The sequence below is a fragment of the Edaphobacter sp. genome (genome assembly GCF_035763405.1).
Lineage (GTDB): Bacteria > Acidobacteriota > Terriglobia > Terriglobales > Acidobacteriaceae > Edaphobacter.
In genome coordinates, this window is record NZ_DASUBE010000111.1 from 60,875 (window position 1) to 85,943 (window position 25,069).

21 protein-coding genes are annotated in these 25,069 nt (G+C 59.6%); 13 read left to right on the plus strand and 8 right to left on the minus strand.

What is annotated here, in order from left to right; all coding sequences use genetic code 11:
- Positions 1-32: 32 nt before the first annotated feature.
- Positions 33-854, minus strand: a complete 822-nt coding sequence (locus VFU66_RS11485) for a phytanoyl-CoA dioxygenase family protein (protein WP_326446395.1) — start codon at positions 852-854, stop codon at positions 33-35.
- Positions 855-964: 110 nt separating this feature from the next.
- Here VFU66_RS11485 and VFU66_RS11490 point away from each other — a divergent pair, with 110 nt between their 5' ends.
- A complete protein-coding gene (locus tag VFU66_RS11490) occupies positions 965-1,801 on the plus strand; it encodes a sugar phosphate isomerase/epimerase family protein (protein WP_326446396.1) in 837 nt (278 codons plus the stop codon).
- Here VFU66_RS11490 and VFU66_RS11495 read toward each other — a convergent pair.
- Positions 1,791-2,651: an AraC family transcriptional regulator gene (locus tag VFU66_RS11495; RefSeq protein WP_326446397.1), complete on the minus strand. Its 861-nt coding sequence runs from the start codon at positions 2,649-2,651 to the stop codon at positions 1,791-1,793. The two genes, VFU66_RS11490 and VFU66_RS11495, sit on opposite strands and share 11 nt — an antisense overlap.
- Before the next feature lie 115 nt (positions 2,652-2,766).
- Here VFU66_RS11495 and VFU66_RS11500 point away from each other — a divergent pair, with 115 nt between their 5' ends.
- The 3 genes from VFU66_RS11500 to VFU66_RS11510 all read left to right on the plus strand — a co-directional run bounded on the left by VFU66_RS11500 (position 2,767) and on the right by VFU66_RS11510 (position 8,716).
- Entirely contained in the window at positions 2,767-4,155 is a 1,389-nt protein-coding gene (locus VFU66_RS11500; protein ID WP_326446398.1) for an MFS transporter, read from the plus strand.
- Between the two features lie 14 nt (positions 4,156-4,169).
- Positions 4,170-6,662, plus strand: a complete 2,493-nt coding sequence (locus VFU66_RS11505; RefSeq protein ID WP_326446399.1) for a glycoside hydrolase family 31 protein — start codon at positions 4,170-4,172, stop codon at positions 6,660-6,662.
- 182 nt (positions 6,663-6,844) lie between these two features.
- Entirely contained in the window at positions 6,845-8,716 is a 1,872-nt protein-coding gene (locus tag VFU66_RS11510; protein ID WP_326446400.1) for a right-handed parallel beta-helix repeat-containing protein, read from the plus strand.
- Positions 8,717-8,730: 14 nt separating this feature from the next.
- Here VFU66_RS11510 and gltX read toward each other — a convergent pair whose 3' ends face one another.
- The 4 genes from gltX to VFU66_RS11530 form a co-directional block, all read right to left on the minus strand.
- Positions 8,731-10,206 carry a glutamate--tRNA ligase gene (gltX, locus tag VFU66_RS11515; protein WP_326446401.1) on the minus strand — a complete coding sequence of 492 codons (1,476 nt, stop codon included), beginning with the start codon at positions 10,204-10,206 and terminating at the stop codon, positions 8,731-8,733.
- Positions 10,207-10,427: 221 nt separating this feature from the next.
- Complete coding sequence (locus tag VFU66_RS11520; protein ID WP_326446402.1) at positions 10,428-10,787, minus strand: metal-sensitive transcriptional regulator; 360 nt, start codon at positions 10,785-10,787, stop codon at positions 10,428-10,430.
- A gap of 16 nt (positions 10,788-10,803) precedes the next feature.
- Positions 10,804-13,188: a heavy metal translocating P-type ATPase gene (locus VFU66_RS11525; protein WP_326446403.1), complete on the minus strand. Its 2,385-nt coding sequence runs from the start codon at positions 13,186-13,188 to the stop codon at positions 10,804-10,806.
- Complete coding sequence (locus tag VFU66_RS11530) at positions 13,185-13,394, minus strand: heavy-metal-associated domain-containing protein (protein WP_326446404.1); 210 nt, start codon at positions 13,392-13,394, stop codon at positions 13,185-13,187. Before VFU66_RS11530 ends, VFU66_RS11525 begins: the two co-directional genes overlap by 4 nt.
- Before the next feature lie 112 nt (positions 13,395-13,506).
- Between VFU66_RS11530 and VFU66_RS11535 the strand changes: the two genes are divergently transcribed.
- The gene (locus VFU66_RS11535) at positions 13,507-14,298 is read left to right on the plus strand and encodes a class I SAM-dependent methyltransferase (RefSeq protein WP_326446405.1); all 792 of its coding nucleotides are present in this window, start codon (positions 13,507-13,509) and stop codon (positions 14,296-14,298) included.
- A gap of 61 nt (positions 14,299-14,359) precedes the next feature.
- On the plus strand, positions 14,360-15,301 hold the full coding sequence (locus VFU66_RS11540) for a glycosyltransferase family 2 protein (RefSeq protein ID WP_326446406.1): 942 nt from the start codon (positions 14,360-14,362) through the stop codon (positions 15,299-15,301).
- A gap of 174 nt (positions 15,302-15,475) precedes the next feature.
- Here the strand turns inward: VFU66_RS11540 and VFU66_RS11545 are convergent, their stop codons facing one another.
- Together VFU66_RS11545 and VFU66_RS11550 are read right to left on the minus strand one after the other, a co-directional pair.
- Positions 15,476-16,996 carry a hypothetical protein gene (locus VFU66_RS11545; RefSeq protein ID WP_326446407.1) on the minus strand — a complete coding sequence of 507 codons (1,521 nt, stop codon included), beginning with the start codon at positions 16,994-16,996 and terminating at the stop codon, positions 15,476-15,478.
- A complete protein-coding gene (locus VFU66_RS11550; RefSeq protein ID WP_326446408.1) occupies positions 16,993-18,453 on the minus strand; it encodes a sigma-54 dependent transcriptional regulator in 1,461 nt (486 codons plus the stop codon). The genes VFU66_RS11545 and VFU66_RS11550 overlap by 4 nt, the downstream gene beginning before the upstream one ends.
- Positions 18,454-18,913: 460 nt before the next feature.
- Between VFU66_RS11550 and VFU66_RS11555 the strand changes: the two genes are divergently transcribed.
- From VFU66_RS11555 to VFU66_RS11585, 7 genes are all read left to right on the plus strand, one after another.
- A complete protein-coding gene (locus tag VFU66_RS11555) occupies positions 18,914-19,429 on the plus strand; it encodes an A24 family peptidase (RefSeq protein WP_326446409.1) in 516 nt (171 codons plus the stop codon).
- Positions 19,430-19,522: 93 nt separating this feature from the next.
- On the plus strand, positions 19,523-20,716 hold the full coding sequence (locus VFU66_RS11560) for a CpaE/TadZ family protein (protein WP_326446410.1): 1,194 nt from the start codon (positions 19,523-19,525) through the stop codon (positions 20,714-20,716).
- 13 nt (positions 20,717-20,729) lie between these two features.
- Positions 20,730-22,010 (plus strand): TadA family conjugal transfer-associated ATPase, encoded by a 1,281-nt coding sequence (locus VFU66_RS11565; protein ID WP_326446411.1) that lies wholly within the window; start codon positions 20,730-20,732, stop codon positions 22,008-22,010.
- 16 nt (positions 22,011-22,026) lie between these two features.
- Entirely contained in the window at positions 22,027-22,998 is a 972-nt protein-coding gene (locus VFU66_RS11570) for a type II secretion system F family protein (protein ID WP_326446412.1), read from the plus strand.
- Between the two features lie 9 nt (positions 22,999-23,007).
- Positions 23,008-23,919, plus strand: a complete 912-nt coding sequence (locus tag VFU66_RS11575) for a type II secretion system F family protein (protein WP_326446413.1) — start codon at positions 23,008-23,010, stop codon at positions 23,917-23,919.
- Between the two features lie 192 nt (positions 23,920-24,111).
- Positions 24,112-24,534 (plus strand): DUF192 domain-containing protein, encoded by a 423-nt coding sequence (locus VFU66_RS11580; RefSeq protein ID WP_326446414.1) that lies wholly within the window; start codon positions 24,112-24,114, stop codon positions 24,532-24,534.
- The coding region (locus VFU66_RS11585) for a PilZ domain-containing protein (RefSeq protein WP_326446415.1) at positions 24,531-25,069 on the plus strand (539 nt) is incomplete at its 3' end. The genes VFU66_RS11580 and VFU66_RS11585, both read left to right, overlap by 4 nt.

Below are 25,069 nucleotides of genomic sequence, written 5' to 3' on the forward strand. Positions count from 1 at the left end.
GTGCTCATTTGTTGTCGCTACTGCAAGAAAATCTACGTTATGACCGGTTCCATCTTCGGAAAGGGGCCGAAGGCGTCTGCTGTGTCTCCGGTGTGGTCGTAGACGTTCCGCCCATGGTCGAGGAACGGCGTAGCCATGGCCCAGGGCTTGCCGTCAGGGCGCAGAATCGGAGCGGCACTGTACTGCGGCAAATAGATGCGGCGCATCCGGTTCGTGCGGTTGGGGCCACTGCGATGGAATACAAAGCTGTCGAAAGCGACAATGCTGCCTGCCGGAACAATGACTGCATCGCCGGGATCATCACCCGTATAGCCAATCAGGTCGTTCGTCTTCTCTTCCTTGAAATGGTCGATAATCTTTCCGCGCGTGCCTGCGCGTGAGTGCGGCAATAAATACACTGTGCCATTCTCTTCGCTCACGTCATCGAGCGTGCACCAGCAGGTGACGTAGGGCTTATGGTTGGTGCTGGGGTCGTACCATTTCACATAACCGCTGTCCTGGTGCCACGAGAACTTCATTCCTTGTTCCGCACCCTTCACGACCCACTGTTCATGGAAGAGGTACGCGGTGGGTCCAACGGTCGCTTCCACCACCTGCGCCATCAGGTCGCTGAAGATGAACTGCCAGAGCCGCTGGCTCAGACGGTAGCGATTGTTGATAAAGTATCGCTTGCCGCGATGGCTCAGATTGTCGGTCTCAACACCCTTGGCATCCATGATGGAGTCGTAGTAGCCAAGGTAGTACGAGCACTCCTCGCGCAGCATCGTGAGCATGTCGCCGGGGATAACTGCCGGGAGAATAAGATAGCCTTCGCGCTGGTACTGTTCCCGCTGTTCGCTCGAAATCGTCATCATGGCATGGACTATAAAGCTGTCAGAGACCGGATGCTTCTCACTTTGCGGACAACATGCTATCACTTTTTGTCGTTGTGCTTCCGCAAGATCCTGTGCGATAGTCCTGAGTGATGAAACCGGTATTACGACTGTTCGCCAACTTGTGGACGTTGATGGGGCATCCTTCACAGCAGCACGAATGGACGCTCGACGAAAAACTGTGCGCTATCCGCGAGGCGGGCTTCGACAGCGTGTGCTGGGCGCCCAGCTCCGAGCTGACCGAAGGGGCCAGACGGTATGGGCTGACCTTCGTTGGGGGTATGGCGACGGCGGATGCAACAGAGTTCCCTCATCTGCTCGAAGACCTGAAGCGTTCAGGCACGACTCAGGTCAATGTTCAACTGGGAACCGACGCCATGCTCACAGCCGAAGCCCTTCCGCTCTGCATGGAACTGGTGAGGCAGGCGAAAGCACTCGATTTGCAGGCGGTGATTGAGACGCACCGAGGCACCTGCACCGAGACTCCGGAAAAAATGTACGCGCTCGCAGATGCCTACCAGCAGGCCACCGGTGAACTGCTGCCTGTCTCCTGGGACTTCTCACATTTTGCTGTAGTCAAACATCTTGTGCCGGAGAGCTTCGCCGAAAAGCTGCTGCTGCGGTCTGCTCTCATCCAGCACGCACAACACTTTCACCTGCGTCCCTTCAATGGGCACCACGCCCAGGTGCCCATTACAGACGGACGGGGAGCACTGACTCGGGAAGTCGTGGATTGGCTGCCGTTTGCGGAAGCTACGCTTGCCTGCTGGCTTGAAGGGAATCGCAATTCGGGAAGAGAGTTATTTATTTGCCCTGAACTGGGCCCCGTGCAGGGAGGATATGCACTCTCCACCTTTCCCTCAAGTTGGGAGGACGCCAAAATCCTGCGCCGGGAGATTGATCGACTCTGGCAAAGGCTCACCGCTTAGGGCGGAGTGGTGCACTAGTCTCGCCCTGCTGTCGGTATTGCATGGGAGAGTAGCCCATGATGCGCTTGAAGACGCGATGAAACTGCGGATAGCTGCCAAACCCTGCTTCAAGTGCGGCGTCGAGCATGGTCTGGCGCTGGCCCGATCCGTAGATCTCGACGAAGCGTTCCACGCGTTTGCGATTGCGAAAATCAACCAGCGCAAAGCCGGTCTGCTCTTTGAAGAGGCGGCTAAGCCGTGTTGCGCTCAGCCCAGCGCGATGCGCAAGTTCGTCGAGCGCAAGGCTATTGGAAGGGTCGCTGATCAGGCGTGCAGCCCGCTCGACCGCAGGATGCAGATCGCGCACAGGAACATCGGCGGCACGCTCGAATGATTCCCATGCGAAAAGCAGCGCATAGGGAAGACCCGCATTCAGCAGGACAATGTCGTCAACAGAATGGGCCAGCTCGCGGAAGAGAGTTTCAACGCGACTGACATCCTGCCCGGTAAGGCGTCGGCAGAAATCCCCGACGGGGTCTAGCTGACGAAGAACTCTGCTGCGTGGGTCGTTGGGCGTGCGGACGATCGCCTTGCGCTTGAAGACAGCGATCCACATTTCAAAATCCTGGCTCTGTTCAAAGAGAAGGTGCTCCTGCGCAGGGAAGAGCCAGAGCAGATCGCCGCGACGGATCTGATAGCGGCGATTGCCAAGCAGATACGTGCCTTTGCCCCGCGTGACAAGGTTCAACTCCAACTCGGCATGATGGTGACGCTTGTGCGTCGCACCGCGGTTCGAGTAGTGCCACAGGCTTCCATTTGCTTGATGGGGAAGATTCAGGTGAGTCCGCATGACGACACGAAATGATAACAAGTGACTCTATAAATGAGAAGTCGGGAATGCAGGGCGGCGGCTAGAGTAGCTGGTGATCCAAAGGCCGCGCGTATGCCATGCTTAAAGCGCGACAGTGGCCGGAGCCGCTGCATGGATGAGGAACGTGACCGTAGACAATCGTGCGAACAATGCGGTGATGCGGACGCGGCTCAGCTATGTGGCAAGTGAAGTTGCCGGGCAACTGATCTTCTGCGTCATCTCGTTTTACCTGCTCAAGTTCTATACCGACGTGTACGGCATCTCTGCCGCTGCTGCCGGAACAATCCTGTTGCTGGCGCGCTCCTCCGATGCAATCGACGCGCCGATATGGGGATTCATCTTCGACAAGACGCGCAGCCGCTGGGGCAAGAGCCGCCCCTGGTTTCTCTGGCTCTGTGTTCCATTTGCGTTGTTCGGTGTGCTGACGTTCTCGACTCCGCACCTGGGACCCGCGGCAAAGATCATCTATGCTGCCGTCACCTACGTTGTCTGTAGCACGCTCTACACAGGCATCAACACACCGGTCACGTCGATTCTTTCCGCGCTGACGCCGGACACGCAGGAGCGCATCACGCTGACCAGCTACCGCATGGTCGGATCAAAACTTGGCGTGCTCGCGGTCAATCTGTCGCTACTTCCCATGGTGGAATGGCTGGGGCGGGGAAACGATCGGCTCGGCTACATGCGCGTAATGCCCATCTACGCCTGCGGTACAGTGTTGCTGTATCTGACCGCCTTCCGCAATCTCAAAGAGAACGTTCCTACCGCCAGCCATCGACTCTCCGTTCGCGAGAGCCTGAGCGCGCTGAAAGGCAACGGGCCGTGGTTCATCATCTTTGTGAGCAGCCTCTTCTTCTGGATCGCGTTTGTGGCGCGCATCTCTTGCGCTCCGTACTTCTTTCAATACGTGCTGCATCGGCGCGACCTGACTTCGTTTGCCAACAGCATGGACGTCGTATCGCTGGGCAGCATTCTGTTGATGCCGATGCTGTGCCGGCGTATGTCGAAGCGAACAGTGTGGGCAGTGAGCTTGATCGGCGCCGTCGTTGGCCAACTGATGCTCTGCTTTGGACACGGAGCAACTGCAACTGCGGTGACGCTGCTCGGATGGGGGTTCGGATTTTTTGCCAGCGGCATTGCAATGGCCATGCCGTTTTCTGTGCTCTCCGACAGCGTGGACTTCGGAGAGTGGAGATGTGGCGTGCGCGCCGAAGGCCTGCTCACAGCCATTGGCGCGGCGTTTTGCCTGAAGGCAGGAAGCGGCTTGGGGGGCGCGCTGCCCGCCTGGATATTGCAGTGGTACTCCTACGTGCCCAACGTGGAGCAGACCGCTCATGCACTGACCGGCATCCGGCTAAGCTTCATTTGGCTGCCCGCGCTCTGCTACGTGCTGGCGGCAATTCCAGTATTGTTCTACTACCGCTATGAAAAACTTGAGCCGCAGATACGCGGAGAACTGGCAGAGCGCCGTGCGACGGCCGCTGCTATCAGCAACAGCGATTAGTGCCCGGGGTGCCAGTGTTCCATCTTGAGAGCAGCGACGACGCGGTTGTTCTGGTTGCGCAGACGGGAGCACATCTGCGCATCCTATTCGTGACCGAAGCGATTGTTCGCGTCTCGTACACCGAGGGGCGACCGTTTTTGGACAAGCCCAGCCGGATTGTGACCACGCAAGATCGCTTTGTCGATTTCGTTCTGACGGAAGCTGGTGATGAACTGCGGATAGCGACCCCTGCGATGGTTGTCCGTATCAATCGCGTAAGCGGGGCCGTCGCGTATGAAGATGCCAAAGACAAACTGTTCTTTCGCGAGCCGGAACGCGGAGGCAAATGGCTGACGGCGAAAAAACTCTATCGCAATCTCTTCAGCCCGGATGTCGGAGTGGCTGTGAAGGCGAGCATTGACGGCACGCGCGCAGTCGCTCAGCCGGTGGAGACGGTCTTCGACCGCGAAGCATTTGAAGCAAAGCTTGAGTTCGTCTTCAGCGACGATGAAGCGATCTTCGGCCTGGGATCGCATGAGGAAGGCTATGGCAATCTTCGTGGAAAGTCGCGCGAGCTTTACCAGCAGAACATGAAGGCGGTCGCACCGGTCTTCGTGTCAACTCGCGGATATGGCGTGTTGCTGGATTGCTGCTCGTTGATGACGTTTCACGACGATGCGAATGGCACGTACTGGTGGGCCGACGCTGTCGACGAGTTGGATTTTTACGTGATCGGCGGCGGCTCTTTCGATGCTGTGACGGCTGCTTACCATCGTCTCACCGGCAAAGCTCCTATGCTGCCGAAGTGGGCGCTTGGATATGTTCAGTCCAAAGAACGATATGTGAATGCGCGTGAGCTTGCCGAGGTAGTTCACGAGTATCGCCGCCGCCGCATTCCGCTCGACGTCATTGTGCTCGATTGGAAGTCATGGCCGAACGGAAGCGGATGGGGCCAGAAATCGCTCGATCCGATTCGTTTTCCCGATGCTCGTGCGCTGACTGACGAGCTTCATGCAAAGGGCGCGCGGTTGATGATTTCAATCTGGCCAACAATGACCGGCGGCTGTTCCGACCAACGCGAACTGCTGGAGCGCAACCTGATGCTGGGAAATCAATCCACTTACAATGCCTTTTCAGCAGAGGCGCGAGAGATCTATTGGAGTCAGGCCAGACGAGGCCTGTGGGACAAAGGCGTGGACGCCTGGTGGTGCGACTGCACCGAACCGTTTGAAGCAGACTGGAGCGGCGCGGTGAAGCCGGAGCCGCATGAGCGCCTGCTGATCAACACACAGCAATCCAAACTGTATCTCGACGCCTGCGAGATCAACGCCTACTCCCTGCTGCATTCGCAAGGTATCTACGAAGGGCAGCGCAGTACCGGGACACCGAAGCGAGTGGTGAATCTCACGCGGTCCGCCTACGCGGGGCAGCATCGCTACAGCACGATCACGTGGAATGGCGACACCTGCGCCACATGGGAGACGCTGCGTCGCTCCATCGCCGAAGGCATCAACTTCTGCGCAACGGGCGAGCCTTATTGGACGGTGGACATCGGCGGCTTCTTCATTAACTACGATGCAAATCTCTGGTTTTGGCGTGGCGACTATCCCAACGGCTGTCGCGGCCTTACCTCAGCCGATGCGCTGGAGCCCGATGCGGCGGACACAGGCTCGAAAGATCTCGGTTACTGGGAGCTTTCCACGCGTTGGCTGCAATATGGCGCATTTCTGCCGATGTTTCGCTCGCATGGAACTGACGCTGCTCGCGAAGTCTGGAGTTTCGGCGACGCAGGGAATCCGTTTTACGACACAATCGTCGCGTTCATTCGCCTGAGGTATCGCATGTTGCCCTACCTCTATTCGCTGGTCGCTGGAGTGACACGCGAGGGTGCGATGATGGTGCGTGCACTGGCGCTGGAGTTTCCCGAAGATCGGAGAACGCACGACATCGGAACGCAATATATGCTAGGCCGTGCATTGATGGTCTGTCCGGTGACGCATCCCATGTATTACGAGAAGGGGTCGCGAAAGCTGGTCGATACGCGGAAGGCGCGCGAAGTCTATCTGCCTGCCTCGACAGGGTGGTTCGATTTCTGGACCAACCGTTACGCGAAGGGAGGCCAGAAGATATGGGCTGATGCGCCGCTGGAGACAATGCCGCTCTTCGCAAAGGCAGGGAGTATCCTCTCTCTGGGCGCTGTCATGCAATATGCCGACGAGATCAAAGACGCGCCCTACGAAATTCGTGTGTACTGCGGCGCCGATGCGGAGTTTCTGCTGTACGAAGATGCAGGCGATGGCTACGAGTATGAATCGGGAGCATGCGCTCTGGTGCCGCTCAGTTGGAGCGAGTCTCACGGTGAGTTGACGATCAGCGAGCGGCAGGGAGCATTTGTCGGAATGGTTCGCGAACGAGCATACACGGTCATCTTCATTGCAAAGACCGGCACCGAAACCCACGACCTCCGATACAGCGGCGAACCCATCACAGTTCACACAAGGCTGGAGAGGAGCGACACGGCACGATGAAGATGCTACGACACCGCATGGGAGCAGTTGCCATCCTGTCAATACTCTGTGCATATCACGTTGCATTCGCAGCACCGAAAGCTCGCAGCATAACATCCATCTTCGTCTCTCCAAACGGCCACGATGCTGCCGACGGAACGGAAGCGCACCCGTTCCGAACCTTGGAGCGCGCGCAGAGGGCGGTGCGCCAGTCGAATTGCGATCACGATATTGAAGTACTGCTGGCGGACGGCATGTATCGTTTGGAGCGGCCGCTGGTCTTCACAGCAAAAGATGGGGGCTGCAACGGGCACCATGTGGAGTGGCGGGCGGCTGACGGAGCCAGCCCGGTGATCTCCGGCGCCACGCGCGTTGCTGACTGGAACTTGTATGACGCGAAGCGGCAGATCTATGTCGCAGACGTTCCTATTGGCGCCGATGCGCGCCAGATCTGGGTGAATGACCGGCTCGCCAACCGCACGCAGGAAGAGGTTCCGCGTTCCGCTGTCACGTTCACGCAGCAGGGAATTATCCTCGCCGGTTCTGCCTTCGACGATCTCGCCACAGTCGCGGCCCAGGGCCGTCTGGAGATCGTCGCAACAGGATTCTTCACCAGGCGCATCTCGCCCGTCGAGCGTGTCGATGGGCACACGCTGGTGATGAAGGAGCCCGCATGGCAGAACAATCTGTGGGGCTACGACACCATCGAGCGCCCATTCGGCCCTCAGTTTGCGCATCTTTATCTTGCCAACTCGCTTGCGTTGTTGCGCGAACCCGGCCAGTGGTATCTCGACCCTGAGCACGGGAAGCTGTATCTCCGCCCGCCCGCAGGCGCGGACATCCATTCACTCGATGTGGAGCTGCCGCACCTGACAGTGCTGATGGCGATTGGCGACAGTCTGGACGCACCCGTCGCGGACCTGACCTTTCGTGGCATTCGCTTTTCCTATACATCGTGGCCCGGCCCTTCCAGTTCAGAAGGCTATGCGAGCCAGCAGAGCGGTTCGTATCTGATGGGGCGCGCAGTCGCCTATCCGACGGACCCGATTGCAGACTGTTCGCAAGGTTGTCCCGCATTCGAGACGGTTCGCAACGAGTGGAGCCAGATGCCGGCATCAATCCAGGTGGCCGCCGCGCAACGCATCACCTTCGACCAGGATGTCTTCGCACACCTCGGTCAGTATGCACTGGGCATTGGCAATGACTCCGATGCAAACATCACGGGAGCCGGACTCGGTACCAGCGACATCCGCGTCACCCGTTCTGTGTTTACCGACGACGCGGGTGGCGCAGTGCTGGCCGGCGGCGTCAGGCGCGACGCACACCATCCGCGCGATCCGCGCATGATCAACCGCCAGTTGCTCGTCAGCAACAATCGCATTCAAGACGTAAGCAAGGACTATCTGGACAATAGCGCCATTCTTGAAACCTACGTCGAAGGCGCGCTGATCCTGCACAACGACATCTCCGACGTGCCATACGACGCCATCGACATCGGCTACGGCTGGGGCATGCAGGACCCCGGCGGCAATCCCAACTACCGCGTGCGTATGCACGGGTACGACTTCAAAGAAAATCTTGTCTACCAGACGCCGACCACACACCGCGATGTTGTGGTCGCGTGGAACCGCATTCACGGTGCGAAGAAGTTGTTCCACGATGGCGGCGCCATCTACAACCTGTCCGCAAGCCCGGGCACGCTCATCACCGAAAACTACATCTTCAACAACAGCGGACGCATCGCTCTCTATCTCGACGAAGGTTCGCGCTACATTACGGTGCGCAGAAACGTAGTGGACGATCCGGCGGGAACGTGGCTGAACATCAACACCGTCCATAGCGCCTTCCCGCTCAGAATCTCGACGGACAACACCGCCTCCGACAACTGGCACAACGGAACAAAAGTCGGCGGTATGTGGACCAACTACGAGGACGACCTGATCCTCGACGACCATCTGGTGAAAGACGATCAGTGGCCCGATGACGCCAGGAAAATTATGGAGCACGCCGGAATCGAGCCCTCAGCCGGACGGGTCGAATATGGCGAAGCGACCGGCAACGCCGCTGCAAAATAAATCCTCGCTACGGGTTACTTCTGGCCGCCCGCAGCCTTCTTCTGCGCATCGAGAAAGCGGCGCAGGCGGTCGAGCGTCCGCGCCTTGCCAAAGACGATCATGCTTTCAAGTAGCGGCGGCGACATGGTGCTGCCCGTCACGATGGCGCGCAGCAGCATGAAATTTTCCTTTACCGACCAGGATTTTTCCTCGCCCAGTTTCTTGAGCGCAGCTTCCATCTCTTCATTTGTCCAGCCGCAGGCCTCAAGCGTTGCGAGCTGGTCCTGCGCGAACGCAAGCGTCTCTTCGAGCGCGCGTTTCTTCGGCAGAAAGACCTCCTGCATGGGCACGACGTCGTCCTGAAAAAAGAAGCTGGTCAGGTCTCCGAACTGGGCCAGCGTCTCAATGCGCGTCTGCATCAGCGCCGAAATGGCTCGGATGTAATCGTCGCCGAAGACGCGCGTGCGAACCTGAGTGAAAAAGTCTTCAGCCGTCATGGCGCGCAGATACTCACCGTTGAGCCACTTCAGTTTGGTGAGGTCGAAGACAGGGCCGCCGAGGCGGATGTTCGTAAACACAAAGTGCTCGACCATCTCGGCGAGTGTGAATTTTTCCGTGCCGCCGTTGAAGTCGGCAGGCATCCCGCCGCCCATCAGCCCCAGAAAGTTGATGAGTGCTACAGGCAGATAGCCGCTCTCACGGTAGTAGATGAGCGAGACAGGATTTTTGCGTTTTGAGATCTTCGACTTGTCGATATTGCGCAGCAGCGGCATGTGCCAGAAGCGCGGAGCGGCCCAGCCGAAGGCCTTGTAGAGCAGCACATGCTTGGGTGTCGAAGAAATCCACTCTTCAGCGCGGATAACATCGGTGATCTCCATCAGGTGATCGTCAACGACATTGGCGAGATGGTAGGTAGGGAAGCCGTCGGATTTGAGAAGCACCTGATCATCCACATTCGAATGGTCGAACGTGATGTTGCCACGCAGCTCATCACGGAAGGTCGTCGAGCCTTCGGTCGGCACAGCAAGGCGGATAGTAAAAACCCTTCCCTCAGCCTGCCTCGCCGCAATCTGTTCCGGCGTCAGATAGCGGCAAGTGCCGGGGTAGCGCGGCGGTAGCTTCGCGGCAAGCTGCTGCTTGCGCACCGCATCAAGTTCTTCGGCCGTGCAGAAGCACCGGTAGGCAGTGCCGTTGGCAAGCAACATGTCCGCGTGTCTGCGATAGATTTCGGTGCGCTCCGACTGACGATAGGGGCCATGCGGGCCGCCGACATCGGGGCCTTCGTCCCAGGCAAGACCCACCCAGCGAAGCGCATCGAAGATCATCTGCTCGGAGCTTGCAACAAAGCGAGTACGGTCGGTGTCCTCAATGCGAAGGATGAATTTGCCGCCGCGCTGGCGCGCATAAACGTAGTTCAGCAAGCCGATGTAGGCCGTGCCGACGTGTGGGTCGCCGGTAGGTGAAGGCGCAATGCGGACGCGGATGGGAGCTGTTTCTGCGGAGTTCGTCATGATCATTGGGTTCGATTAATGCTAGCAGACAAGCGAGTCGGCAACGCAGCCTCTGTCTGCCACTTGCAGCCATGCAAAGACGCACGTCATCTCAACCGAAGGCGGCCTTCTTTGCCGCCGCAGTGGAGAGGTCCCCGTATTTCTCGCTATAGCCTCAAGGCATAGCGTTCTTACGCAGTCCCTGAAGGCTCATCGTATACTTCGCTCAACTTCAGGCCACATTAACGAGCATTCTTATAAATAAGGTCGAGCAGCTCGTCGTACATGGCCTGTTGCTCCCTGGCCGAGCCGGTGCGAATGGCCTCGGTGGCGCAATGTGTAAGGTGGTTGCTCATCAGCGCACGCGCGACGGAACGAAGCGCCTGTTGCACGGCCGAGACCTGTGTAATGATGTCGGCGCAATAGCGGTCCTCTTCCACCATGCGGTACAGGCCGCGCACCTGGCCTTCGATGAGGCGCAGCCGACGCAGGTTCGATGCCTTGATCTTCGGATCGACACCAGTCGCCTTGCGCCCGCTCGGTTCATGCGGGCAGTGGTCGGAGAGTTGAGATGTTGTGATGACGGAGCGTTGTTTTGCCATAAGTGGATTTTTCCGATCAGGAGTATTGAAAGCGGCGCAGTCGAAGACTGTTGGTGACGACGCTGACCGAGCTGAGCGCCATGGCTGCGCTGGCGATCACCGGGCTGAGCAATACGCCGAAGTGTGGATAGAGCGCGCCCGCTGCAAGCGGAATTCCGATGACGTTATAGAGAAATGCCCAGAAAAGATTTTGCCGCATCACGCGCATGGTGCTCTGCGAGAGCGCAATGGCGGCGGCCACGCCGGTCAGGTCGCTGCGCATCAGCGTCACGTCGCCTGCCTCGATGGCGATATCAGAGCCGGTTGCCATGGTGATACCAACATCGGCCTGCGCCAGCGCAGGCGCGTCGTTGACGCCGTCGCCGGCCATGGCGACGGTGCGGCCGCCAGCCTGAAGTTGCTTGATGGCATCAGCTTTGCCGGAAGGCAGCACGCCCGCAACAACCTCATCGATATTTGCCTGACGTGCAATGGCGCGCGCGGTACGCTCGCTATCTCCGGTGAGCATCACGACACGAAGGCCCTTGCGGTGCAGCTTTCTGATGGCCTCTACGGAAGTCGGCTTGATGGTGTCGGCAACGGAGATGATCCCCGCAAGCTCGCCGTTGACGGCAACCCACAGCGACGTCTGCCCATGTTCTGCCAGTTCGTCGGCGCGCTCGCGCAGTGGCTCCGTATCGATGCTGTAGCTCTTCAAAAATGCGGAATTGCCAACGAGTATCGCTCTGCCTTCGACAATGCCGACGACACCTAGGCCGCTGTGCGACTCGAAGCTCTCGACTTCGGAAAGCGCGTGGCCGCGTTTGAGCGCGTCGCGCACAATAGCTTCGCCAAGCGGATGCTCGCTGGCGCGCTCAAGCGATGCCGCCATGCGGATGATCTCGTCCTCGCTGTGCGCGGTGCTCGCAGGCACAACCTCAGTAACCTGCGGACGTCCAATGGTGATCGTGCCCGTCTTGTCGAGCACGACGGTGTCAATCCTTTCGAGACGCTGCAAAGCTTCGCCGCCTTTGATGAGTAATCCGAGTGAGGCACCGCGTCCGGTGGCGACCATCACAGCAGTCGGCACGGCAAGACCCATCGCGCACGGGCAGGCAATGACCAGCACAGTGACAGCTGCGGCGAAGGCCTGCATCGCCCCCGCGTGCGGCGCAAAGATGCGCCAGAGGAAAAACGTAGCGACGGCGATGCCGATCACCGACGGCACAAAGACGGAACTGATGCGATCAGCTATACGTTGGATAGGAGCCCGCGTGCCCTGAGCTTCACGCAACATCCGGACAATCTGCGCAAGCATGCTCTCTGCACCAAGGCTGGTCGCACGATATTGGAACGCACCGCGCTGGTTCACTGTGCCGCCAATCACGCGATCCGCAGCCGACTTTTCAACCGGCAGCGATTCGCCCGTCAGCATCGATTCATCCACGCTGCTCTTGCCCGAGACAACTTCACCGTCAGTGGGAACACGCTCGCCGGGGCGAACAACAATCAGATCGCCGCGCTGGATTGACTCAACCGGCAGGCCCACTTCGACCCCATTTCGCAGCACGCGCGCAGTCTTGGGTTGCAGGCGGATCAGCTTCCGCAGCGCGGCGGAGGTCTGACCGGTGGCGCGGCTCTCAAGCGTGTTGCCCACGAGGATGAGCGCAATGATGAGGATGGCCGCCTCAAAGTAAACATCAGGAGCAACGCCGTGCGCGATGAAGAATCCAGGCGCGACGGTAGCTGCGGCAGAGTAAAGATAGGCCGCGCCCGTACCCAGCGCGATCAGCGTATTCATGTCGGCCGTCTTGTGCAGCAGTGCCGACCACGCCTTAACGTAAAAGTGCCGCCCGGCCCAGACGACGATCACAGTTGCAAGCGCGAAGAGGAACCAGCGCAGCGCGTCTGCGGAGATGCTGTACATCCACGGCATAACCAGCCGCAGCGCGGGATCAAATACGCGCACCGACCAGTTCATCAGCGGGTCGCTCATGTGAGCTATGTTGGCCGCCCCAGGCATACTCATCAGCGGCATCGACACCAGCATTGCCACCGCGCCTGCGACGAGGCTGATTCCTGCCTTCACGCGAAGTTGCCTGTATTCAACCCGCTGAAGACGCTCCGCCTCCTGCTGCTCTTCCACGGCCGACTGATGCAGGTCAGGAAGTTCAGCGCCGTAGCCGGTGCCGCGAATCTGCTCCACCAGCGCCGCCGGAGAGGTCACGCTCGGGTCGAAGACAACCGTGGCGTTGTTCATCATCAGGTTTACCGCGGCTTCGCGCACGCCCGGCTGCGCGGCCAGCGTATTCTGCACAAAGGTCTGGCATGAGGCGCATGTCATCCCGCTGACCGGGATCGTGATGCGCTCGGTTGCCGAGTGGGTGTTTTGCGGCTCCGCATGGTGGAGAGCCGTCGTCATTGAACGCTCGCCTGAAAGCCGATGCGGTTGATGCTCGCAACAATTCCCTCAGGCGTAGCCTCCGCCGGATCATAACCAATGCGAGCCGAGCCCACCTCGACCGATTCAACGCGTACTCGAGGCACCGCTTCGAGCGCGGCCGTCACGCGTCGCACGCAGGCCCCGCAGTGCATTCCCTGGACAGACAGGTTGAGAGTGTTTTGCATCGTGGTTGCCTCCCGTTCAGTTAGATGCAGTATACCCCCCAAGGGTATTAGGCCGCGCTGCGCAATCAAGATAGTTTTATCCGGTTACTATAAGTCCACGGAGGTCTATCACTTGGCCCGAGATCGTGCATCGACTGTCCGTAGCTACGCCTACGACGATCTTTTCTTTCACTACATCCAGCAGGGAGCCACCCGTTCCGCACAACACATCGCTCCGCTTGTAATCGATGCGTTGGGGGCCCGCAGCGTGCTCGACGTGGGCTGTGGCGCCGGAGCGTGGCTCGATGTGTACAGCAAACTCGGGGTCGAGACCTGTCTCGGCGTTGACGGCGACTACGTGAAGCCGGACATGCTGCTCATCCCCCCCAAAGACTTTATCGCTAGCGACATCAGCCGACCGTTCGATGTAGAGAGACGATTCGATCTGGTGCAGTGCCTCGAAGTCGGCGAGCATCTACCGACCTCCGCCAGCCGCACCCTGGTTGAAAACCTCGTGCGGCATGGCGGCTCCATCTTATTTTCCGCGGCGACTCCGGGACAGGGCGGCGAGAATCACATCAACGAGCAGCCGTACGAGTTCTGGCGTCAGCTCTTCGCCGAACACGGCTACGCTCCCTACGATTTTCTTCGTCCTCAGATCGCCGGAGTGAAGCAGATTGAAATCTGGTATCGTCACAACGCAGTTCTCTATGTTTCCCGGCGCGCCCAGGCGAGCCTCGCTTCAGACGTCGCAGCAACCCGCGTCCCTGACGGCGTACCCATTCCCCATCGGTCGAGCGTAGCCTATCGGGTCCGCGCCCGTATCCTGTCCACGCTTCCCGTCACCTGGCTTTCGCGCATGGCGATTTGGAAGCATCGCGGTATTCTCTTGGTTCGAGCCGTTACAAATAGCAGCGGCAACTGAGCCTCATCCTGCAAACTGTGGCTGACGCACGAAACCGCACGACCCGGAAGACCCGGACGATATGACGCAACCAGTGCATCTCTCGATTGTCGTTCCTTGCTTCAACGAAGAGCAGGTGTTGCCGGAGACGGCCCGGCGTCTCGACATCCTGCTGCGCGAGCTGGCCGCACGCGGCGACATCGCCGAAGGCCGCGTCCTCTTTGTAGACGACGGCTCGACCGACAACACGTGGCCCCTCATCGCGCAGTTCGCCGCCGCTGACGCGCGCTTCCACGGCATCAAGCTATCGCGCAACTGCGGTCATCAACGTGCCCTGCTGGCAGGGCTTCTGAGCGCGCCAGGCGACGCAGTCGTCAGCGTCGATGCCGACTTGCAGGACGATCTCGAAGCCATCAAGGACATGCTCGCCGCCCACGCCAAAGGCGCTGAGATCGTCTACGGTGTCCGCCGCGCGCGCAAAGCAGACACCTGGTTCAAACGGGTCACAGCAGAGGCATATTACTCCATGCTGCAAGCCGTCGGCGTGCAACTCATCTTCAACCACGCCGACTACCGCCTGCTCGGCCGCAACGCGCTTGAGGCGCTGAAGAGTTACAAAGAGACCAATCTCTTCCTTCGCGGCGTCATTCCTCAACTGGGATTCACTTCAGCGCGCGTCTATTACGATCGCAGCGAGCGCTTTGCCGGAGAATCGAAGTACCCATTCTCGAAGATGGTTGCCCTTGCCATCGAAGGGATCACCTCCTTCTCGGAAGTTCCGCTGAAGCTCATCACCATCGTCGGCCTACTCATCTCACTGGCCAGTTTTGCACTGGCAGTTTGGGCGCTGTGGGTCAGGATCACAAACCCGGCAGCGGTACCGGGCTGGGCGTCCATCGTGATCCCGCTCTACATGCTCGGAGGTGTGCAACTGCTCTGCATGGGCGTCATCGGACAATACGTAGTCAAAATTTATTCCGAGACCAAATCCAGACCACGATTCGTCATCGAAAAAGAGTTGTAAATAACAGTGTGAGAGCAGAGCGTCACACGCTGCGGATCAACTGGCGCATTGTGCTTTTCGGTGGGAGCACAGGGCCTTAGCCCTACGAAAATCCCGACAACCTCAAGTGGCTTTAGCCCTGGGCTCTTCTGCACATGCTATCGGATGAGTCTTTCGCAGCCTCTCTATTCGTGGCTATTTAGCTAAACCCTTAACACCGACCGAAGCACTTCGTTCAAAGATTGCGGACTGTTCATCCGAATAAACGAGTTGCCAACCAGGCAGCAGCTTCAACACCGGCGTCATCGGCGACTCGCGCTCAATCACGCAAAACCCGATGTTGTACTTATCCAACAGAAGACGCGGATCGCTCTGGAGCGTCATCCACTTGGCGAAGTCGCCAAAGACGCCTGTCCATTCAAAGACGTCTCCGCGCCCGTCGATAAACACGGGATGTTCCGGCAGTGCCCAGATGAGATACCCGCCATAGCCGTAGGCGTTCAGCATGTTGCCTGTCAGGTGGTGCTCCTTGATAAACTCCACCGCCTTCACCGGGCTCGACTTGTTCATCTGTTCGACAAGAGACGCGCGCTTCGGAAATGCCGCAACGACAATCACGGCCGAGAGCGCAAGCAGCACGGCGTTAGCTGCTGGCAGGTCTCGTTTGATGTCATACGAATCCCACAGGTCTGCGATCAGGCGGGCGAAGACCGGCGCAGCCAGGATGCCGAAGACAAAAAGCATTCGCCTGTGACTGACCGCCATCTCCGCACCCATGGCAATCAGCAGCAGCTCGTGCCAATACAGATCGGACCGCCGGATGACCTCAATCAGAAAGACGAGTCCAAGCATTGCCAGCAACCCGACTCCGCGCAGGCTCGTGATCTCGACCGGCTTCCATTCATCTACCAGCGCAAGGTTCAGGGGCAGGTGTCCAAAGACGCGCACAGGATACAGTACCTGATCGATCCCGACCGGATTCACAAAGAGCGCCGCGACGGAGAGCACGAGCGCCAGCGCCAGCATTTTGCGCCCGCGCGCGTCCCAGCGCGACGCAACCAGCGAGCCCATCCTGAATTCAAAGAACGAGCAGGAGAGAAACAGAACAAGCAGCAGTATTCCGAGAAAGAATGAGCCGTGACAATTCACCCACACGGCAAACAGAGGCGGCAGCCAAAGAAACCATCGCGGACTGCGCGTGCTCCCCAGATGCACCAGGAGCAGTTCAAGCGTCAGGCACAGATACCCGATAAGCTGCGGCCGGATGGCGTCTCCCGTCGTCGAAAAAAACCACACCACCAAAGCGCCGACGAGCGCGGTCTTGGCGTTTCCCGAATAAAGCGCGCACAAGGCATAGCCCGCGATGATCAGCAGCGACGTAAAGAAGCACAGCCAAAGCATCAGCCCCGTATAGCTGCCCCACTTGTAGGCTTCGTAGATGAGCACCTGCGAAAGCCACTCATGCGGCACCCATGCGTGATGGTTCGTCGTGTAAGAGAACAAGTCCGTGGTGGGAATCCGATGAGTTGTGGCGATCACCTCTCCCATCTTCAGGTGCCACCACATGTCCGGATCGTCGAAGCGGTCCCGCACCGTCAGCACGCTCAACACGGCCAACATGCCGCACAGCATCACGGGGAAGGAGAAGATGCTTCGCAGTGGCCCGATGCGCGCGGAGTGGTGGATCTCTCCCGCCCTGGAAGGCGCAGTGCTCAAGCCGACTCCAGATCGAGATTCTCGTGTTCGATGTTCTCCGGCTCGTCCGGCGAGTCATGTTCGCCAAGCCGGATCAGCCTGTGGAGATAGGCCCTCGATATATTCAGGCTCTTGGCCGCCAGCGTCTTGTTCCCGTGGTGTTCGCGCACGGCCGTCTCGGCCAGCTTCACCTTATAATCGCGCAGTTGCCGCTCGAACGAGTTCGACGGGTGGAAGTCGCCGAAGTTGATCACGCTCTCGCTCTGGATATTCAGCGGCAGGTCTTCCACGCGAACGGTCTCACCTGCGGCCACAATAATCGCACGCTGAATCACGTTCTCCAGCTCCCGCACGTTGCCTGGCCACGAGTACGCCTGCAGCAGCGCCATGGCGCTCGGGTGAATCTCATCCACCATCTTCTGGTATTGCTCCGAGTACTGTCGCAGAAAGTGCATCGCAATCCGCGGAATGTCCTCCACCCGCTCCTGCAGCGGCGGCACGTTCACCTTGACGACGTTGATCCGATAGAAGAGATCGAGTCGGAATTTGCCCTGCGCCACCAACTCCGCCAGGTCCGCATGAGTCGCAAAGACCAGACGCGCGCGCAGTGGGATCAGCTTATTGCTGCCCAGTCTGCTGAACTCGCGCTGTTGCAGCACGCGCAGCAGCTTCACCTGCGTTGCGGGGCTCAGCTCGCCAATCTCATCGAGCATCAGCGTCCCTTCGCCCGCCTGCTCCAGATACCCCTCACGCGACCCAACTGTTCCCGTGAATGCGCCCTTTTCATGACCGAACAACTCCGCTTCAATCAGCGTCTCCGGAATCGCGCCGCAGCACACGGCCACAAACGGATGGTTGGAGTGCGCCCCCAGGTTATGAATCGCGCGCGCGACCAGTTCCTTGCCCGTGCCGCTTTCGCCCGTGACCAGCACCGAAGCGTTCAGGTTGGCGACCCTGTGTATCAGGTCGTACACCTGACGCATCTGCGGGCTTGCCCCGATCATCTGATCGCACGAGTTGACCTCTTCCAGTTGTTCTCGAACGGTGCGCAGCTCCTGCTTCAGCGACGACCGCTCGTGCGCGTGGCACAGCATCATCTTCAGGTCGCGGACCGACGGCGGTTTCCGGCAGTAGTTGAACGCGCCCAGACGCACCAGCTCCGCCGCGGTGGCGCGCATCCCGTCATCGGCCATCACCACCACCGGCGCCTGCGATTCGACGATGCGCCGGAAACTCGCTATCCGTTGACCCTGCAACTTATCATTTGAGTCCAGATCCAGAAGCACCACATCGCACTCCCCAGCCGCCAGCATCATGTGGATGCGGTCTTCTGTGCGTTCGATCGTGATCTGGAAATCCCTGCCTAAAGCAGAGGAGAGAATTTGCTGCAACTTGCGATCTTCCGAGTACAACGTAATCCGTACCATAACGACATACTCCTCACGTGCGCCGGCCACTTCAGCGGACAGTTCGGTCATCGGGGGGAGGGCGGACCTGATACTCGTTCTTCGTTCTTTCTGGCCTTGTGGAACAATGCAATTATTTGCAACCAGGGTTGTATTGATAGCAAAACCACCAATGAATGTCTATGAAAATCTAGTCACTTACTTATACGAGCCTGAAGACGCACCCACAGGTAATCACTAACCCGATTACTACGTTACTTTGTAAGCAACAAAAGCAGCCCCGAGCGCCTGCAAGCACGCCATGTACCAGTCCGCCACCCGACAGCACCGACTCCATTCGAGGGGTTGCGCGCCGGGCAATGTAGCTATCGAGCGTCACTCTCGAATCCTGCCTGTAAACAGCCGTTCACACTGTGCCTCGTTGGCAGCTTGGCAAGGGACTGAATCCACGTATTTCAGCTCTTTCCTATATTTGGATGGAGAATTGCTCTCCTGAAAGTGCGCCCTTGTATCAGGGCGGAAGAGTCTGCGTATGCATTCAATAGCCTGGTGGCCGACCCTCATCGTTCTTGCGATTGCGACCTGTACCGATCTGTACAGCCGCCGCATCCCGAACTGGCTCGTGCTGCCGTTCATGGCGGCGGGCATTGCCGTCTCGGGCTGGCTCCATGGCTGGAGCGGCATCGCGCACAGCCTCGGCGGCCTGGTACTCGGAGCGGCGCTGTTTGGCATACTTTTTCTGATGGGCGGCATGGGTATGGGCGACGTCAAGCTCTTCGCCGCAATCGGGGCATGGATCGGCTCCTCACAACTCTTACTGGCCCTTGTCCTGACCGGCATTGTCGGGGGTATGATGGCCATCTGCTGGGCCGCCGCCGGTGGCTTCCTTGGTGAGTTGTTCTCAGGCGCTTCCGGGCTTCTCTTTAGTTTTAAAAAGCGGGGATTGCGTCCCGATCCAGAGTTCAATCTCGACAATCCCCGCGCGCGCAAAATGCCTTACGCTCCGGCCATTGCAATCGGAACGCTGATTTCTTTTTTTTCACACTGAGGACGTCGTCAATATGACGAACGCACAACCAATATGCGAACCACGATACAGCCAACGGAAACGCGGCAAACGAACAGGAGCGGCGAGACGGTGATGTCCACCTTTACCCAAGGTCCCGACGCGCTGAACGTCCACGTGCTCTCGGTCGCGCTCATCGGCCCGGAGCCGCAGCGCCGTCAGGCCGTAGCCATGGCGCTCGCCGGGTCGCAGGCCAGCGTCACGCGCGAGTTCGCCAAGTATCCCGAGCTGGACGACGTACCGCAGTTGCTTGAAGCAGGCTACGACGTCATCATCGTCGATCTCGACAGCGACCAGGAGCGCGCGCTCGATCTGGTCGAACACATCTGCGGCAACAGCTCCGTCACCGTCATGGTCTACTCCCGTCAGGCCGACCCCGAGCTGCTGGTCCGCTGCATGAGAGCAGGCGCGCGCGAGTACCTCACCCAGCCCATCGCCCCCAGCACCATCGCGGAGGCGCTGGTGCGTGCCTCGGTCCGCCGTCCGGTCAAACGCCCGTCGCAAAAGGCACTCGGTAAACTCGTCGTCTTCGTCGGCGCCAAAGGAGGCTCCGGCGTCAGCACCATTGCGGGCAACTTCGCCGTTGCGCTGGCGCGCGAATCAGGGCACAGCACGCTCCTGCTCGACCTCGACCTGCCGCTCGGCGCTGCCGCACTCGATCTCGGCATCACCTCGCAGTTCTCCACCGTCAACGCGCTCCAGAACATCGCCCGTCTCGACTCGAATTTTCTGGCAACGCTTCTTGCCCGGCATAGTTCAGGGCTTTCGGTGCTCTCCGCGCCCGACCAGTACACGCCCATCAACGTCTCCGACGACGCCATCAGCAAGCTGCTCTCCGTTGCCCGTCAGGACTTCGACTATGTCGTCATCGACGCCGGCTCCAGCACGCGCATCAACTGCAAGCCGCTGCTCGAAGCAGCCTCCACTGTCTATTTCGTCACCCAGGTCAGCATCTCCGAGCTGCGCAACTCCAACCGGCTCATCTCCGAGATCTTCACCCACCTCGGGCCGAAGCTCGAAGTCGTCCTCAACCGCTACACGCCGAGTTCAACCGGAATTGACGAAGAGAACATCAAGAAGGCGCTGACTCAGGCTGTCGCCTGGAAGGTCCCCAGCGACTATCGCACCGTACAGCGCGCACAGAATACGGCGACGCCGCTCGTGCTGGGCGACTCGGCTATCGCAGAAGTCATTCGCCGCATGGCCAGAGTGGCATGTGGATTGCCCGAAGTTCCAGACAGGAAGAAGAAGTTCAGTCTATTTGGATAACGGATGGTACATCGTGGAACCGCTGAATCTGGAACAATTCAAAGCCGAAATACATCGGGCCCTGATCCCCAAGCTGGACCTCGAGAAGCTGTCGCGCATCAACAACACGCAGGCGCGTCACGCCGTCGCCAGCATGATCGGCGAGATCATCAGCAATCAGCGCGTGCCGCTCAGCCTGAGCGAGCAGGAAAAGGTCCGTGCCGACCTGCTCGATGAGGTCTTCGGCCTCGGTCCGATCGAGCCGCTGCTGCGGGATCACGCCATCTCCGACATCCTGGTCAATGGCAAAGATCACATCTATATAGAAAAAGGTGGCATGCTGCAACGGGTCGATGCCGTCTTCCGCGACGACCGCCACCTCATGCAGATCATCGACCGCATCGTCTCGCGCGTAGGACGCCGCGTCGATGAGTCCTCGCCCATGGTCGATGCGCGCCTGCCCGACGGCTCCCGTGTCAACGCCATTATTCCACCGCTCGCTCTCGACGGCCCCGCGCTCTCCATCCGCCGCTTCGGCACCGGCCCTCTGGTGGCCAACCAGCTCGTCGAACTCAAGAGCATCTCGCCCGAGATGATGGAGCTGCTCGCCGCCGCCGTGCGCGCGCGCATCAGCATCCTCATCTCAGGCGGCACCGGCGCGGGCAAAACCACGCTGCTCAATATCCTTTCGCACTACATCCCGCAGAGCGAGCGCATCGTCACCATCGAAGACGCCGCCGAGCTGCAACTCGCTCAGGAAAACATCGTGCGGCTGGAAACGCGCCCGCCCAACGTCGAAGGCCAGGGAGCGGTCCGCCAGCGCCAGTTGCTCATCAACAGTCTCCGTATGCGTCCCGATCGCATCATCCTCGGCGAGGTCCGTGGCGAAGAAGCTTTCGATATGCTCCAGGCCATGAACACCGGCCACGAAGGCTCCATGACCACCATCCACGCCAACACCACGCGCGATGCGCTCTCACGTCTCGAATCCATGGTCGCCATGAGCAACCTGAACCTGCCCGAGCGCACCGTCCGCGCGCAGATGGCTTCGGCCATCGCCATCGTCGTCCAGGTCTCGCGCCTGAGCGATGGTACGCGCAAAGTGGTCAACATCTCCGAGATTACCGGCATGGAAGAGAACATCATCTCCATGCACCAGATCTTCAGCTTCGAGAAACGCGGCATCGGGCCCGACGGCAAGGTCCTCGGCACCTTCCAGCCCACTCGCATCCGCCCCAAGTTCCTCGAGCTGATTCGCACAACCGGAATCATGCTGCCGGGCAGCATGTTCGAGCAGACGCTGGAAGTGAACTGAAAGGCAGGGGGAAGTCATGCTTGCGTTGTTGGTGCTCGTATTTCTCGCGGTCTTTGTCGTTGCGGTCCTGCTTCTGTCCGCCGGCAAGATGGGCTCGTCGAAGCAGTCCGAACGGACGCTGGCGACGCTCCACGCCGCGCTCGCCACCATCAGGCCCGACACCACCGACCAGGCCGTTGATGTCCGCAAACAGGAGCTGCTCAGCAGCGTCCCTTGGCTCAACCGCTGGCTGCTCGGCATGGACTTTGCTCCCAGGCTCCGTCTCCTTCTCTACCAGGCCAATCTCAAGTGGACCGTCAGCGCGCTGCTGCTGTTGTGCTTCATCTGCTTCGCCATTCCCGCGTATCTCATCTTCCTGCGCACCGACGCCATCGTCTTTTCGCTGCTCATCGGCGTCGCACTAAGCAGCGTGCCCCTCATCTATGTCATCCAGAAACGGACTATGCGCTTCAACAAATTCGAGCAGGGCCTCCCCGAGACGCTCGATCTCATGGTGAGCGCCATGCGTGCCGGCCACAGCTTCATCTCCGCACTCGACCTCGCCGCCAACGAAGCCCCCGATCCCATCGGCAAAGAGTTCCGCATCTGCTTCGACGAGCAGAACTACGGCCTCGAATTGAAGACCGCGATGGCCAACCTCTCCACGCGCGTCCCCCTGCAAGACCTCAAGATCATCATCACCGCTACGCTCATTCAGAAGGAAAGCGGCGGCAACCTGGCTGAAGTCTTCGATAAAGCCGCCTACGTCATCCGCGAGCGGTTCCGCCTGAAGCGGCAGATCATGGTCCACACCGCGCAGGGACGCCTCACCGGATGGATACTCTCCCTCCTGCCCGTGGTCCTCGGCATCGCGCTCTACATCATCAGCCCCGACACGATGAGCCTTCTCTGGAAGCGTCCAATCGGCGTCAAGCTCCTCTACGCCTCCGGCACCATGACCATCATCGGTGCGCTCATTATTCGCAAGATTGTCCGCATGGATGTGTGAAGGGAAACTATGGGATTCGCGATCACTACATTTATCGCCATCTTCCTGCTGATCGTCAGCGGAGGGCTCATCCTGTTCTATCGCGAGGCCATGATCCAGCGTGTCGCGCAGGTCGTTACTCCGCGCCCCAAGCAGGCCGGGATCAGGGACACCCTCCAGCACACCGGCTCGGCCCTCGGCGGCGTCGTCCAGCAATTCGAACGTGTCGTGCCCCGCAGCGAGGCCGACATCTCCGTCATCCAGCAGCGCCTCATCCGCGCCGGATACCGCAAAGAGTCCGCTGTCAACTATTTCTATGGCGCCAAGGTGCTGTGCCCCATCCTCCTCTGCGGCGTCGCCTTCACCTCCGGCATCGGCGCCTGGAGCCCCTTCTTCTCATATCTCGTCGCGCTCGGCCTCGGTTTTCTTCTGCCGGACTTCTGGCTCGGCAACCGCATCGCTGCGCGCCAGGCCGCCATCCGTCGCGGCTTGCCCGACATGCTCGACCTGCTGGTCATCTGCATCGAAGCGGGCCTCAGCCTCGACCAGGCCACCTCACGCAGCGCCGAGGAGCTCACCGGCGCCCACCCCGACATCTGCGACGAACTCCAGCTCGTCGTGCTCGAGCAGCGGGCCGGCTGTCCCCGCGCCGACGCCTGGAAGCACTTCGCCGACCGCTCCAACGTCGAAAGCGTGCGCAACCTCGTCAGCGTGCTCGCGCAGTCGGAAAAGTTCGGCACCAGCATCGCCAAAACGCTGCGCGTCCACTCCGACACGCTCCGCACGCAGCGCCGCCAGAAGGTTGAAGAGCAAGCCGCCAAGACCACTGTCAAGCTGGTCTTCCCGCTCGTCTTCTTCATCTTTCCATCGCTCTTTCTTGTGACGCTCGGCCCTGCCGCCATCGTCATCATGGAAAACTTTAGCAAGTACTTTAGCCACTAAGAAGGGAGAACGGACGTGGACAATGTAACGATTATCCGGGTTGTATCCGGCATCATCGCCGTCATTTTGCTGGTCATCCTGATCCAGCGCCGCCGCAAGCGGGTCAACTAGGGCGTGTTTCAAATGCAGTCGATACGGGGCCCCGGCGCACAGAACGCTGTGTGCTGGGCCATCTCCGTACAGGAAAATGCAATGAGCAGAAAGACCTACTGCGTATATAACCAGACGCGCGAATGCTTCCTCAGCCTGGGCGTCTCCCCGGCCGACACCACCTTCGCACGCCTTCGCGGCCTCATCGGCAGGCTGCGCCTCCGTCTCGACGAAGGTCTCTGGGTTGTGCCCTCCTGCGGCATCCACACCATCGGGGTCCTGTTCCCGCTCGACCTCCTCTATCTCGACGACAACAACCGCGTCCTCCAGATCGTCGAACACTTCCCGTGTTTCCGCATCTCGCCCATCAATCCGCACGCCGCCAGCGTGCTCGAACTTCCCGTCCACACCATCTATTCCTCGCAGACCCTGCCCGGCGACCAACTCCTCATCTGCGGAGCCGAGGACATGGTGGGCCGCCTCAACCGCGCCACTCTCGGCCAGCTCAACGGACAACTCCTATGAACCCCAACGGCAACTGGTTCGAGCGCCTCTTCGCCACCGACCACCGCAACGCGGTTCGGCGGCCCGGCGCGGGCCTTGTTGCCTACTATTGGGAAGGCACCAACTCTCATCCGCACGAAGTCCGCAACATCAGTACCACCGGCTTTTACCTCGCCACCCGCGAACGCTGGCATCCGGGCACCATCATTACCATGACCTTGCAAAAGTCTGCCGTTGCCGGGAAGAAGCCCGAGTTGTATATTGCGGTTCAAACGAAGGTCGTCCGCCTGGGCGAGGATGGTGTCGGCTTCACATTTCTCAATCTGGAGCCGCACGACCCCACGCAAAAAGAGGCCCTCGCCGCCGGACCGGTCGGAAAGAAAGCGCTCGATCGCTTCCTCGATCAGGTCCTCTCCGACCGGGGCCACATCCTCATCGGCACGACCCGCGCAGTTCCGCACCAGGCCACGTCTGGAGGAAACGCCATGCAACTCATCCGCAAAAGTAAACATGAAGATGGTCAGGCATTAATCATCACCGTCCTGTGCATGACCTG